Source organism: Pseudomonas kuykendallii (assembly GCF_900106975.1).
Taxonomy (GTDB): domain Bacteria; phylum Pseudomonadota; class Gammaproteobacteria; order Pseudomonadales; family Pseudomonadaceae; genus Pseudomonas_O; species Pseudomonas_O kuykendallii.
Window position 1 is genome coordinate 177,761 of record NZ_FNNU01000001.1, and the last position, 13,429, is coordinate 191,189.

The 13,429-nt window shown below is 65.4% G+C and carries 11 protein-coding genes; 3 read left to right on the forward strand and 8 right to left on the reverse strand.

Annotated elements, in window-relative coordinates; all coding sequences use genetic code 11:
- Nucleotides 1–127 precede the first annotated feature (127 nt).
- Both xsc and pdxR read right to left on the reverse strand, forming a co-directional pair.
- Nucleotides 128–1,888 carry a sulfoacetaldehyde acetyltransferase gene (gene xsc, locus BLV15_RS00795; protein ID WP_090223778.1) on the reverse strand — a complete coding sequence of 587 codons (1,761 nt, stop codon included), beginning with the start codon at nucleotides 1,886–1,888 and terminating at the stop codon, nucleotides 128–130.
- 342 nt (nucleotides 1,889–2,230) lie between these two features.
- Entirely contained in the window at nucleotides 2,231–3,700 is a 1,470-nt protein-coding gene (pdxR, locus tag BLV15_RS00800; RefSeq protein WP_090223779.1) for a MocR-like pyridoxine biosynthesis transcription factor PdxR, read from the reverse strand.
- Nucleotides 3,701–3,867: 167 nt separating this feature from the next.
- On the opposite strand from pdxR, the gene thiS reads away from it, so the two are divergent.
- Nucleotides 3,868–4,071: a sulfur carrier protein ThiS gene (gene thiS, locus BLV15_RS00805; RefSeq protein WP_090223780.1), complete on the forward strand. Its 204-nt coding sequence runs from the start codon at nucleotides 3,868–3,870 to the stop codon at nucleotides 4,069–4,071.
- A 36-nt stretch (nucleotides 4,072–4,107) separates the two neighbouring features.
- Complete coding sequence (locus BLV15_RS00810) at nucleotides 4,108–4,905, forward strand: thiazole synthase (protein WP_090223782.1); 798 nt, start codon at nucleotides 4,108–4,110, stop codon at nucleotides 4,903–4,905.
- A gap of 126 nt (nucleotides 4,906–5,031) precedes the next feature.
- Here BLV15_RS00810 and BLV15_RS00815 read toward each other — a convergent pair whose 3' ends face one another.
- Both BLV15_RS00815 and BLV15_RS00820 read right to left on the reverse strand, forming a co-directional pair.
- Nucleotides 5,032–6,366 carry an MFS transporter gene (locus BLV15_RS00815; RefSeq protein WP_090223784.1) on the reverse strand — a complete coding sequence of 445 codons (1,335 nt, stop codon included), beginning with the start codon at nucleotides 6,364–6,366 and terminating at the stop codon, nucleotides 5,032–5,034.
- Nucleotides 6,367–6,455: 89 nt separating this feature from the next.
- Complete coding sequence (locus BLV15_RS00820) at nucleotides 6,456–8,120, reverse strand: GMC family oxidoreductase (RefSeq protein ID WP_090223785.1); 1,665 nt, start codon at nucleotides 8,118–8,120, stop codon at nucleotides 6,456–6,458.
- Nucleotides 8,121–8,357: 237 nt separating this feature from the next.
- Between BLV15_RS00820 and BLV15_RS00825 the strand changes: the two genes are divergently transcribed.
- Nucleotides 8,358–9,155 (forward strand): IclR family transcriptional regulator, encoded by a 798-nt coding sequence (locus BLV15_RS00825; protein ID WP_245728116.1) that lies wholly within the window; start codon nucleotides 8,358–8,360, stop codon nucleotides 9,153–9,155.
- Between the two features lie 471 nt (nucleotides 9,156–9,626).
- Here the strand turns inward: BLV15_RS00825 and BLV15_RS00830 are convergent, their stop codons facing one another.
- The 4 genes from BLV15_RS00830 to BLV15_RS00845 are packed head-to-tail and all read right to left on the reverse strand — an operon-like array spanning nucleotide 9,627 to nucleotide 13,403.
- Entirely contained in the window at nucleotides 9,627–10,343 is a 717-nt protein-coding gene (locus tag BLV15_RS00830; RefSeq protein ID WP_090223789.1) for an ABC transporter ATP-binding protein, read from the reverse strand.
- Nucleotides 10,340–11,212 carry an ABC transporter ATP-binding protein gene (locus tag BLV15_RS00835; protein ID WP_090223790.1) on the reverse strand — a complete coding sequence of 291 codons (873 nt, stop codon included), beginning with the start codon at nucleotides 11,210–11,212 and terminating at the stop codon, nucleotides 10,340–10,342. The genes BLV15_RS00830 and BLV15_RS00835 overlap by 4 nt, the downstream gene beginning before the upstream one ends.
- On the reverse strand, nucleotides 11,209–12,483 hold the full coding sequence (livM, locus tag BLV15_RS00840; protein WP_425438507.1) for a high-affinity branched-chain amino acid ABC transporter permease LivM: 1,275 nt from the start codon (nucleotides 12,481–12,483) through the stop codon (nucleotides 11,209–11,211). The genes BLV15_RS00835 and livM overlap by 4 nt, the downstream gene beginning before the upstream one ends.
- A 5-nt stretch (nucleotides 12,484–12,488) precedes the next feature.
- Nucleotides 12,489–13,403 (reverse strand): ABC transporter permease subunit, encoded by a 915-nt coding sequence (locus BLV15_RS00845; protein WP_090223793.1) that lies wholly within the window; start codon nucleotides 13,401–13,403, stop codon nucleotides 12,489–12,491.
- Nucleotides 13,404–13,429: the final 26 nt, after the last annotated feature.

A 13,429-nucleotide genomic window follows, 5' to 3' on the forward strand; every position in this document is an offset into this window, starting at 1 on the left:
TTGAAGTGGACCTCGTTCAAGGCAGGCGTCAGGCCCAGCGAGCTAGAGCGAGACAAGGCGGAGACAACCGGGGGCGTCCCGGGTTGTCTCCAAGCGCCGACGCTCAGCAGGCCGAAGCCCCACTCGATCAGCAGTAGTCCTTGTACTTGTCGAGGTAGCGCACCGGCTTGGACAGCGCATCGCGACGGAACGGATCGCCCAGCTCGCGGGTACACATGATCTCGATCACCGTGGTCTTGCCGTCCTTCTGCGCGGCGCAGGCGGCCTTCAGCGCCGGGCCGACGTCCTCCAGCCGGTCGACGGTGACGCCTTCGGCGCCCATCGCCCGGGCGATCTCGGCGAAGCTCTGGTTTTCCAGGTCGCCGGCGACGAAGCGGCGGTTGTAGAAGTCCACCTGGTTCTTCTTCTCCGCGCCCCACTGACGGTTGTGGAAGACGATCGAGGTGACCGGGATGTTCTCCCGCACGCAGGTCATGATTTCCATCATCGACATGCCCCAGGCACCGTCGCCGGCGTAGGAAATGGCGGTGCGGTGCGGTGCGGCGACCTTGGCGCCGATGATGGTCGGCAGCGCGTAGCCGCAGTTGCCGAAGCTCATCGCGGCGAAGAACGAACGCGGCTTCTCGAAGCGCAGGTAGCTGTTGGAGACCGAGTTGATGTTGCCGATGTCGGTGGAGACCATGGCATCGGCCGGCATCGCCTTCTCCAGCTCGCGCAGGACCTGACGCGGGTGCAGGTAGCTGCCCTCCTCGCCTTCCTGCTCCTTGATCATGTCCAGCGAGTATTCGTCCTTCTCGTGGACCCATTCGTCGAGTTCCGCTTCCCAGGCGGATTTCTCCGCGGCGATTTCTTCGGCACGCGCGCCCTTGGTCTGCAGGCAGGCCACGTCCAGCGCCTTGAGGCGTTCGTGCAGGCTGACGGCGGCGGCCTTGGCATCACCGCAGATGCCCACGGAAATCTTCTTCACCAGGCCGAGCATGGTCGGGTCGCAGTCGATCTGAATGATCTTGGCGTTCTTCGGCCAGTAATCCATGCCGTGTTGCGGCAGCGTGCCGAACGGGCCGAGACGGGTGCCCAGCGCGACCACCACGTCGGCGCGGGAAATCAGCTTCATCCCGGCCTTGGAGCCCTGGTAGCCGAGCGGGCCGCACCACAACGGGTGGCTGGCCGGGAACGAGTCGTTGTGCAGGTAGCTGTTCACCACCGGCGCACCGAGGAATTCGGCCAGCGCCTTGCACTCCTCCACCGCGTCGCCCATCACCACGCCGCCGCCGGAGATGATCACCGGGTTCTTCGCCTGCGCCAGCATCGCCGCGGCTTCGGCCAGGCTCTGCTCGCCGCCGGCGCTGCGCTCGATGCGGATCGGCTTGGGAATCTCGACGTTGATGTCGCCGTAGAAGAAGTCGCGCGGGATGTTCAGCTGGGTCGGGCCGTTTTCCAGCATCGCGCGGTCGAAGCAGCGCGCGGTCAGTTCGGCCATCCGCGCCGGGTTGGCGACATGGCCCTGGTACTTGGTGATGGTCTCGAAGAACGGCAGTTGCTGGGCTTCCTGGAAGCCGCCGAGGCCCTGGCTCATCGAGCCGGTTTCCGGGGTGATCACCACCACCGGGCTATGCGCCCAGTAGGCGGCGGCGATGGCGGTGACGAAGTTGGTGATACCCGGCCCGTTCTGCGCGATGCACACGCCATGACGGCCGCTGACCCGCGAATAGCCGTCGGCCATGTGCCCGGCGCCCTGCTCGTGGACCACCGGAATGAAGCGGATACCGGCTGGCGCGAAGATGTCCATCGCGTCCATGAAGGCCGAACCCATGATGCCGAAGATGTCGGTGACGCCATTGGCGACCATCGTTTCGACGAGCGCCTCGCTGGGAGTCATGCGTGCCATGTGCTGTTCCTTATCGGTTGGTTGCGTGCAGCGACTTGCGCGCCGCGGGAAGGGAGAGCGGGGACGACGACGCCATCCGCGCGGGTCGCGCGACGGCCTGGCGGAGGTGATGGGTGTTCACGGAAGTGGATTTCGCCGGCATGTGCGCCTCGCCCCTTGTTGTTCTTGTGGCTGACATCCGTCGCGGCCGCCTCGTGGGCGAGGCCGCGCGAACCTGGACCAAGACTAGGAGCTGCGCGCCCCGCCGCCATAGGGCCAGTTCCCCGCCATCCGTTGCGCCAGCCGCTCTGCCGCGGCCTGCGGCGATGGGACCAGTCGGCAGGAAATCGTCGTACCAGGGCGTCATGGGCACAGCCCCTGGATCAGTTCGGCGAGAATCTCGATGCCCGGCCGGATGCGCTCCACCGGAATCGACGAATAGCCGAGCCGGAAGAAATTCTGCGGCGCGTTCTCGCTGTGGAAATGGATGTCGCCGGGCTCGATCAGCACGCCGCGCTCGGCGGCGAGCTGGCGCAGCACGCGGGCATCCAGGTTGTCCGGCCCCTTAACCCAGTAGCAGGAACCGCCGAAGGCGGGCTGCTGCGACGACTCGGGAAGGAACTCGTCGAGCGCCGCGTGCATCGCCTGCGAGCGCTCCTCGTAGGCCTGCATGAGCGTCATCATCAGCGCGTCGTGGTAGCCGCGCTCGAGGAACAGCGCCACCGAGCGCTGATTGTTCGCCGCCGGGTGCCGCACCATCAGCCGGCGCAGCGCGCGGGCCTCGCGAATCAGCGGTTCCGGGCCGACCAGGTAACCGACGCGCAGCCCCGGCGCGAGGGTCTTCGACAGGCTGCCGGTGTAGATCACCCGCTCGTTGCGGTCGAGGCTCTTGAGCGCCGGCGTCGGGTTGCTGCGGTAGTTGGTCTCGCTTTCGTAGTCGTCCTCGATGATCAGGAAATCGTGCCGGTGCGCCCGTTCCAGCAGTTCGTAGCGCCGCTCCAGCGGCATGGTCACGGTGGTCGGGCACTGGTGGCTGGGCGTCACGTACACGCAATCGCAGGCGGCCAGGCGGTCGTCGATGATCAGCCCGTGCTCGTCCACCGGCAGCGGCAGCACGCGCGAGGGGTTGAGCAGCGCGATGTTGCGCACGTCCATGTATCCGGGGTCCTCGATGCCGAGGCAGCGGTCCTTGTCCAGCAGCAGGCGGGCGAGGATGTACAGCGCCTGCTGCGCGCCGACGGTCACCAGAATCTGCTCGGGCCGCGCCCAGACGCCGCGCCGCGGAAGCAGACGGGTGCGGATCTGCTCCATCAGCAGCGGGTCGTCGTTGTCGAGGCGGTCGCTGGCCCAGTCGCGGATCGCCGGCACGCTGACGGCGTCGCGGCAGCACTCGCGCCAGTTGGCAGTGGGAAACAGCGCCGGGTCGAACTGCCCGTAGATGAACGGGTAGGGAAAGTTCTGCCAGTCGCGCGGCTTGATCTTGTTGCGCTGGGCGGACGGATTGAGCACGAAATGCCGCGACCAGTCCGGCGCATCCTGCGTGCGCGGCGCCGGCTCGACGCGCGGCGCGGCGGGCTTGCGCGAGAGGATCGCCGGGTTGACATAGTAGCCGCTGCGCTCGCGCGCCAGCAGGTAGCCGTCGTCGAGCAGGTGCTCGTAGGTCAGCACCACCGTGTTGCGCGCGATGTTTAGTTGCTTGGCCAGCTTGCGACTGGAAGGCAGCGGTTTTTCCAACGGCATGTTGCCGTTGAGGATCGCCCGGGCGATCTGCTCGCGCAGCTGCTGCTGCAGGCTGGCGGCCTTTTCCGGGGACAAATGGAACAGTTGCAGCATCACAACCTCGCGTTCTAATTGTTGTTGTCGGACCGGCGGATCGACGCGTGCACGTCTCCGCGATGACGCCGCCGCGCTGGCACCAACGAGAGCGAATCGTTGGCCCTGCATGGCGCCGCGAGCGGCCGGGCAAGCTGGTGGCGGACACAACCGACCGGCCAGGCCGCATGATCGAGCTTCATATAAACGGCGAGGCGCACCGCCTGCCCCAGCCCTGCACCCTCGGCGAACTGCTGCAACGGCTCGACCTGCAGCAGCGCCGGGTGGCGGCGGAACTCAATGGCTGGGTGATCCCGCGCAGCCAGCACGGGGCATGCGTACTCGCCGACGGCGATCGCCTGGAACTGGTCCACGCCATCGGCGGCGGCTGACTCCGGTCGCGCCACGCCGCCGCACAAGGAGCTGCCATGAACGTCGCCACATCCCCACCGGACTGCCTGATCGTCCACGGTCACATCTTCACTTCGCGCCTGCTGGTCGGCACCGGGCATTACGCCGACCTGGAGCAGACCCGCGCCGCCATCGAGGCCAGCGGCGCCGAGGTGGTCACCTTCGCGGTGCGCCGCAGCAACCTCGGCCAGGACGCCGCGCAGCCGAACCTGCTCGAGGTGATCCCGCCCGAGCGCTATACCCTGTTGCCGAACACCGCCGGCTGCTACACCGCCGAGGACGCGGTGCGCACCTGCCTGCTCGCCCGCGAGCTGCTGGACGGCCACGACCTGGTCAAGCTGGAAGTGCTCGGCGACCCGAGGACGCTCTACCCGGACATCGGCGAAACCCTCAAGGCTGCCGAAAGGCTGGTTCGTGAGGGGTTCCAGGTGATGGTCTACACCAGCGACGACCCGCTCGCCGCGCGCAAGCTCGAAGACCTCGGCTGCGTCGCGATCATGCCGCTGGGCGCGCCCATCGGCTCCGGGCTGGGAATCCGCAACCCGTACAACATCGGCCTGATCGTGGAGAACGCCCGGGTTCCAGTGATCGTCGACGCCGGCGTCGGCACGCCCTCGGATGCCACCTTCGCCATGGAACTGGGCTGCGCCGGCGTGCTGATGAACACCGCCATCGCCAAGGCCCGCGATCCGCTGCTGATGGCCGCAGCAATGCGCAAGGCGGTGCAGGCCGGGCGCGAGGGTTACCTGGCCGGGCGCATGCCCCGGCGTTCGCTGGGCGACGCCTCGTCGCCACTGGGCGGTCTGTTCTACTGAGATAGTCGCCTCCTCGCTCCACCGGGCTTCACGCCCGGCGGGGCTCGTCGTTGTCCACGCTGATCCACCACACGAAGCAAAGCCAGCGTCTCCTCGCGAAGACGCTGGCCGGGCCGTTTCGAGTGGTTACGGCATGGCGCGCGCCGGGTTCGCGCTACCCGCCGAGGCCTGCTTTTCCTTGCCCTGCTTCTTCGCGTAGCGGCCGATCCACCAGGCCGAGTAGGCACTGATCACACCGACGCCAAGCACGTACCAGCAGGTGGTCCAGGGTTGCCCGCCACTGCTGCGCATCAGTGCGGTGGCGATCATCGGGGTCAGGCCGCTGGCGAAGATGCCGGAGAACTGATAGACGAAGGAGATCCCGGTGTAGCGCACCTTGGCGTCGAACAGTTCGCAGAACATCGCCGCTTCAGGCCCATAGACCGAGGCGTAGAAGATGCCGAACGGGATAACGATGGCCAGCCAGATGGTGAACATGTCGCCGCCGCTGGTGGTCATCATCCAGAACGCCGGGAAGGCCGAGATGCCGGTGATCAGCGAGCCCCACAGGTACACCCGGGTTCGTCCGATGCGGTCGGACAGCGCGCCGAACAGCGGGATGGTGAAGCACATCACCACCGCCGCCACCATCACCCCGATCAGCGCCTGGGCGCGCGGCAGGTTGAGCGTCTGCGTCAGGTAGCTGAGGGAGAACACGCCGAACACGTTGAAGAACACGCCGTCGATGTAGCGCGCGCCCATGCCGGCCAGCACGTTCTTCGGATAGCGCTTGATCATGTCGATGAAGGGAATGCTGGCCTCGGCGTTCTCCTGCTTGACCTTGGCGAACTCCGGCGTCTCCATCACGTTCAGGCGAATCCAGGTGCCGAGGAACACCAGCACCGCGCTGAGCAGGAAGGCCGCACGCCAGCCCCAGTCGAGGAACTGCTGGTCGCTCAGGGCGTAGGAAAGGATGCCGACCACCCCCGAAGCCAGGCACAGCCCGATGGCCAGGCCGACCTGCGGCAGGCTGGCGTAGAAGCCGCGCTTCTTCTCCGGCGCGTACTCGAACGCCATCAGCACCGCGCCGCCCCACTCGCCGCCCAGGCCGATGCCCTGGAACACGCGCAGCAACAGCAGCAGGATCGGCGCCCAGACGCCAATGGTGTCGTAGGTCGGCACCAGGCCGATGAGGAAGGTGGCGATGCCCATGATCATCATGGTCATCACCAGCATGCTCTTGCGCCCGATCTTGTCGCCGAAGTGGCCGAAGATCACCCCGCCCAGCGGCCGGGTGACGAAGCCGACGGCGAAGGTGCCGTAGGCGAGCATGGTCGAGACCAGCGGATCGTCCGAGGGGAAATACAGCTTGTTGAAGACGATGCCGGCGACCACGCCGTAGAGGAAAAAGTCGTACCACTCGATGGTGGCGCCGATGACGCTGGCGGTTACGACCTTGCGTAACGAGTTTTGCGATGACATGGCAGTGCTCCTATTTTTGTTTTGCTAAGCGACAGGCTCCGCTGACGCCCCGCAGGGCGCCGTTGGCAGGTCCGTCACGTGGAGTTCGGTCAGGATGCCTGGGCTTCTAGTTCTGCACGCGTCGAAGTCAATGGGACTCGCTGGCTGAGCGAGGGCTGGTTCGCCTCTTCGAGGATCATCTCCGAGGCCTTTTCCGCGATCATGACAACCGGCACGTTGGTGTTGCCGGAAACCAGGGTCGGCATGATCGAACAGTCCACCACCCGCAGCCCCTGCACACCATGAACACGCAGGCGCTGATCCACCACCGCCAGCGGGTCGTTGCCCATCTTGCAGGTGCCGGACGGATGGAAGATCGAGGCGCCGTATTCACGGCAGAATTCGAGAATCTCGGCGTCGCTCTCGCACGCCGGACCGGGCCGGTACTCGCGGCGGATCAGGCTCTTCAGCGGCTCGGTTTCGGCCAGCTTGCGGGTGTAGCGGACGCCGGCGATGGCGGTCTGCCGGTCCAGTTCGGCGGACAGGTAGTTGGGCTGCATGGACGGCGCGTCCATCGGGTCGGCGGACTTGATCCGCACGTAGCCGCGGCTCTGCGGACGCAACTGGCAGACCGACATGGTGAACCCCGAGAACGGGTGCACGCTGCCTCCGGCGGAGTCCGCGCTGAGTGTGCCGAAGTGGTACTGGATATCCGGCAACCCGTCGGGCGAATGGACATTGGTGAACAGCCCGCCCTGATTGATGCCGATCGCCAGCGGGCCGGTGCGGGTCAGCAACCATTGCATGCCCATGCGCATCTTGCGCACGAGCGAGTTGAGGTCATCGTTGGTGGTGATCGGCTGGGTACACTCGTACATCAGGCGGATCTGCAGGTGATCCTGCAGGTTTTCGCCGACGCCCGGCAGCGCATGCACCAGCGGTATACCGAACTGCTGCAGCAATTCGCGCGGGCCGACGCCCGACAGTTGCAGCAACTGCGGCGACTGCAGCGCGCCGGCGCTGAGAATCACCTCGCGGTTGGCGCGCACGCTCAGCGAGCGTCCACCCTGGCGGTACTGCACGCCCACCGCGCGGGTGCCTTCGAACAGCACCTTCTCGGCGTGCGCGTTGGACTCCACCGTCAGGTTCGGCCGACCCATGGCCGGACGCAAGTAGGCCACCGAGGTGCTGCAACGCAGGCCGTTGCGGGTGGTCAGCTGGTAGTAGCCGACGCCCTCCTGGTCGCCACTGTTGAAATCGTCGACTCGTGGCACGCCGAGCCTGTTGGCGGCCCCGATGAAGGCTTCGGTGAGCGGATGGCGGGCCTTGATGCTGGAGGCCCAGAGCGGGCCCTCGGTGCCACGGGTAGGCCCGGCGCCGAGGTCGTTGTGTTCGGCGCGGCGGAAGTACGGCAGCACCTGGTCCCAGCTCCAGCCCTCGTTGCCGGCGGCGGCCCAGGCGTCGTAGTCGGCCTTCTGTCCGCGGATGTAGATCAGCCCGTTGACCGAGCTGCAGCCGCCGAAGCCGCGACCGCGCGGCCAGTAGATCTTGCGGTCGTGCATGCCCGGGTCGGGGTCGGTGTAGAAACCCCAGTTGTACACGGGGTGGAACATCGTCTTGGCATAACCGATGGGAATGTGGATCCACAGGTAGCGGTCCGGCGGCCCGGCCTCCAGGAGGCAGACGCTGTATCGACCGTTCTCGCTCAACCGGTTCGCCAGTACACAACCGGCGGAACCGGCGCCGACAACGACATAGTCGTAGGCGCGTGACATTCGGGAATCCTCTTGTTTTTATATTTCATAAATCCGAACAACGCTTGAAAATTAAAACATTACGGACCACTTTCATGGAACCAGAAGTCTTTCTCCCATGAGGCCACCGCCGGCAGAATTTCCAAATACCGCAGAAAGCCTTTATAAATCAGTAATGAAGATAAATAAGACCATTTGCCGGCCGGAACAGGTAACCAGAAAATGGAACGAAAAGATTCAAAAAAGAATGTAGAGGCGATGGATAGCGAAGCCCTGGGCAACGGTGACCGCAGCCTGCGCGCCCTGCTCGCGCTCGAGGCCGTGGTCTGCGCCAGCGAGCCGGTGACCCTGGCGCAACTCAGCGACCGCCTGCAGGCGCCCAAGGCGACCCTGCTGCGCATGCTCGCCGCGCTGGAGCGGCACGGTTACCTGATCCGCGAACTGGACGAAAAGACCTACCTGCCCGGACCCCACGCCCGGCAGCTGGGCCTGCATGCGCTGCGCAACCAGGCGGTGCTGCAGCGTCACCGGCTGATCCTCGAGGAACTGGTCGCCGAGCTGGGCGAAACCTGCAACCTGACCGCGCTGGACGGCAACCAGGTGCTCTACATCGACCGCGTGGAAACCCGCGAGCCCCTTCGCCTGCACGTCGAGCCCGGCACCCACGTGCCGCTGCATTGCACCGCCAGCGGCAAGCTGTACCTGGCGAGCATGAGCGCCAGCCAACGCCAGCGGATGCTCGCGCACCTGCCGCTGACTCGGCAGACCGACCGCACCCTCACCGACGCGGCCCTTCTGGAGACCGAGCTGGAACGGATCAAGGCGCGCGGCGTGGGCATCGACAGCGAGGAGTTCGTCCGCGGCATGGCCGCCGTGGCGGTGCCCATTACCGACGCCGCCGGTCACTGCGTCGCGGCACTGGCCTGCCATGCGCCCACCGCGCGCAAGAGCCTCAACGACCTGCTCGACTGCGTGCCGCGCCTGCGCGAGGCCGCCGCGCTGCTGGCCGAATCGATGACCGTTCGCGAGGCCAGCCCGGTGAAGGCCGCCAGTTGATCGCGACAGGCAAACGTGGAAAACCCGCGACAGCACAAAAAACGCACAGTTCCCTGAAAGCCGCGTCCCCAGGCTGGTCGCGGCGTCCTTCCCCGCCTTATTCACAAGACTATCCACAGCTCCTGGGGACAACTCGCCGACGCCTCACCGAGCGCCAAGGTCTTCAATAACTGACTGTTTTCCCTTGGAATTCAACCATCCGGTCAAATTCCGATCAAACCTCCGGAAGCCGCGCAGACAGCCGCCCGCAGCGCTCTGCCACCACGTTATTCACAGCTCGCTCCACAGTTTCCCTGAACAACTCCGGCGGCGCTTTCGATCGCACGAATACAGCGTAGGGGTACGCATGCACCAACCCTCTCACACTCAAGGGCGCTCTCCGCACGCAGTCCGGAAAACCTGCGCCCAATAAAAAGCCCGGGGTGGGTGGCAAGCCAGGCTCGCCACCCACCCCGGGCGCAGAGGTGTCGCTCAGTGACCGCCGAGATAGGCTTCGCGCACTTCCGGGTTAGTCAGCAGTTCCTGCCCGGTGCCGGACATGCGGATCTGCCCGGTGACCATCACGTAGGCGCGGTCGGAGAGGCGCAGCGCGTGGTTGGCGTTCTGCTCCACCAGGAAGATGGTCATGCCGGTTTGCGCCAGTTCGCGCAGGGTCGAGAAGATCTGCTTCACCACGATCGGTGCCAGACCGAGCGACGGCTCGTCGAGCAGCAGCAACTTGGGTCGGCTCATCAGTGCACGGGCGATGGCGAGCATCTGCTGCTCGCCGCCGGACATGGTCATGGCGCGCTGGTTGCGGCGCTCCTTGAGGCGCGGAAACAGCTCGAACATGCGCTGCATGTCCTCGTCGGCGAACTTCGCGCCGATGGGGATGGTGCCCATCAGCAGGTTCTCTTCCACGCTCATGTCGGGGAATACGCGGCGCCCTTCCGGCGACTGCGCGATGCCGTTGGAGGCCACGTAGTGCGCCGACTTCTTGCTGATATCGGTGCCCTGATAGAGGATCTGCCCGCTCTTCGCCCGCGGCTGGCCGAAGATCGACATCAGCAGGGTCGACTTGCCGGCGCCGTTGGCGCCGATCAGGCTGACCGTCTCGCCCTCGTTGATGTGCATGCTCACGCCCTTGAGGGCATGGATCTGCCCGTAGAAGACGTTGACGTCCTTGAACTCCAGCATCGGCGAACTCATGCCACTTCCTCCTCTTCCGCGCCGAGGTAGGCGGCAATCACCTTCGGATCGTTCTTGATGTCGTCAGGCCCGCCCTGGGCGATGACCAGCCCGTGGTCGAGCACCACGATGTGGTCGGAGATGCTCATGACCATGCCCATGTCGTGCTCGATCAGCAGCACGGTGATGCCGTGCTCGTCGCGCAGCAGGCGGATCATCCCGGCCAGCGCCTCGGTTTCCGCGGGGTTGAGGCCGGCGGCCGGTTCGTCCAGGCAGATCAGTTCCGGCGCCGTGCACATCGCCCGGGCGATTTCCAGGCGGCGCTGCTGGCCATAGGAAAGCTCGCCGGCGAGGCGATTGGCGTGCTCCACCAGGTCGACCACTTCCAGCCAGTAGAACGCGGTGTCGAGCAGCGTGCTTTCGGCCTTGCGGTAGCCGGGCGTGTTGAAGATGCCGGCGAACATGTTGCGGTTGGCGAGCATGTGCTGCGCCACCAGCAGGTTTTCCAGGACGGTCATTTCCTTGAACAGGCGAATGTTCTGGAAGGTCCGCGCCAGGCCGGCGCGGTTCACCAGGTGGGTGCCGCCGAACATCTTGTACCAGACCCGCGAACCGAACTGCGCCGGCTTGACGAAGTCGTCCGCCGCGAAGGGCTCGCCGAGCACCTTGATCACGTCGGTCTGCTTGCCCTGGGCGTTGAGCAGGATCTTCCCGCCGGTGGCCGAGTAGAAGCCGGTGAGGCAGTTGAACACGGTGGTCTTGCCGGCGCCGTTGGGGCCGATCAGCGCGGAAATCGAATGCCGCTTGACGGAGAAATTCACGTCGTTCAGCGCCTTGATGCCACCGAAGTGCATCATCAGCGAGTCGACGGAGAGAATGACGTCGCTCATGGCGCCACTCCTTTGCGTGGGGCTATGCCGATGCGGTTGATGCGAATCAGGCCGCGTGGTTTCCAGATCATCATCACCACCATGAGGATGCCGAACAGCAGCACGCGGTAGTCCGCGAAGCTGCGCAGCAACTCGGGGGCGACGGTCAGCACGAAGGCGGCGATCACCACCCCGATGGTCGATCCCATGCCGCCGAGGACGACGATGGCGAGGATCAGCGCCGACTCGAAGAAGGTGAACGAAGCCGGGTTGACGAAGCCCTGGTAGGTGGCGAAGAACACCCCGGCGATACCGGCGGTGGAGGCGCCGAGCATGAACGCCGAGAGCTTCACCAGCACGTGGTTGAGGCCCATCGCGCGGCAGGCGATCTCGTCTTCACGCAGCGCTTCCCAGGCACGCCCGACCGGCATGCGGGTGAGGCGATGCTTGATGTAGAGCACCAGCAGCACGACCAGGAACAGCACGGCGTAGGTGAACAGGAACTTCAGGTTCGGATCGTAGGAGATGCCGAAGAACTCGTGGAACGGCGTGCCGCCATCCTTCGCACGGCGGGCGAACTCGAGACCGAAGAAGGTCGGCGCCGGAGCGCTCATGCCGTTCGGACCGCCGGTCACCGCCAGCCAGTTGTTGAGGATCAGGCGGATGATCTCGCCGAAGCCGAGGGTGACGATCGCCAGGTAGTCGCCGTGCATCCGCAACACCGGGAAGCCGAGCAACATGCCGGCGAACGCGGCGAGGATCGCCGACAGCGGCAGCATGCTCCAGAAACCCAGCCCGAGGTACTCGTAGCCCATCGCCAGGCCATAGGCGCCGATGGCGTAGAAGCCGACGAAGCCCAGGTCGAGCAGGCCGGCCAGGCCGACCACGATGTTCAGGCCGAGGCCGAGCAGCACGTAGATCAGGCCGAGGATGACCACGGTGAGCAGGTACTTGTTGGCGAAGAACGGGAACGCCACCGCCAGCAGCACCAGCACCGGGAGAATCCAGCGCAGCCGCGACTTGTAGTCCGGCGGCAGTACGCCGACACCGCCCGCCGGGCTCTCGAAGCTCTGCAGCACCACGGCGCCGCGCGAGGTCTGCAGGAACAGGCTGAGGGCGAAGCGGCCGACCATGACCACCAGCACCATCCAGCCGACACGGTCGAACTGCAGGTTGAAATCGTAGCCCTGAAGGACCACCCCGACGATCGGACCGAACACGATGAGGGCGATCAGCCCGGCCATCACGCTGTCGATCAGGCTTTTCTTGATATCGATGGAAGAAGTGCTCACGGGCATCACACCTTAGTCACCTGGGGACGACCCAGGAGCCCTTGCGGTCGGAAGATCAGGATCAGTACCAGCAGCGAGAAGCTGAACACGTCCTTGTAGTCGGTGTTGACCATGCCGGAGAACTGCGCCTCGGCCACGCCGAGGATCAGCCCGCCGAGCATCGCACCGGGCAGCGAGCCGATGCCGCCGAGCACCGCGGCGGTGAACGCCTTGATGCCGATGATGAAGCCGGCATAGAAGTCAAAGGTGCCGTAGTTCAGGGTGATCAGCACACCGGCCAGGGCACCCATGGACGCGCCGATGACGAATACGTAGGAGATCACCCGGTCGGTGTTGATGCCGAGGATCTGCGCCATCTTGCGGTCCTGCTGGGTCGCCCGGCACATGCGTCCGAGGCGCGTGCGCTGGATGATGAAGGTCAGCGCCAGCATGCCGGCAATGGCGGCGGCGATGATGAACAGTTTGGTGTAGGTGATCATCACGAACCCTTCGCCGACGTGCAGCCGCAGGCTGCCTTCGAGCATGGTCGGGATGCCTTGCTGACGCGCGCCCTGGCTGAGCTGCACGTAGTTCTGCAGGATCAGCGACATGCCGATCGCCGAGATCAGCGGTGCTAGGCGGGTCGAGTTGCGCAGCGGTTTGTAGGCGATGCGCTCGATGGCGAACCCGTAAACGCCGGTCACCACGATGGTGAAGATGAGGGTCCCGAGAATCACCAGCGGGAAGGAGTGCACGCCGAAGAAGCCGAGTACCGCGATGGCGATGGCGGCGAGGTAGGCAGAGACCATGTACACCTCGCCGTGGGCGAAGTTGATCATGCCGATGATGCCGTAAACCATGGTGTAGCCGATGGCGATCAGACCATAGACCGAGCCGAGGGTCAGGCCGTTGATCATTTGCTGCAGGAAAATACCGTCCATAAATCAACTCTCAAGTCATGACGGGA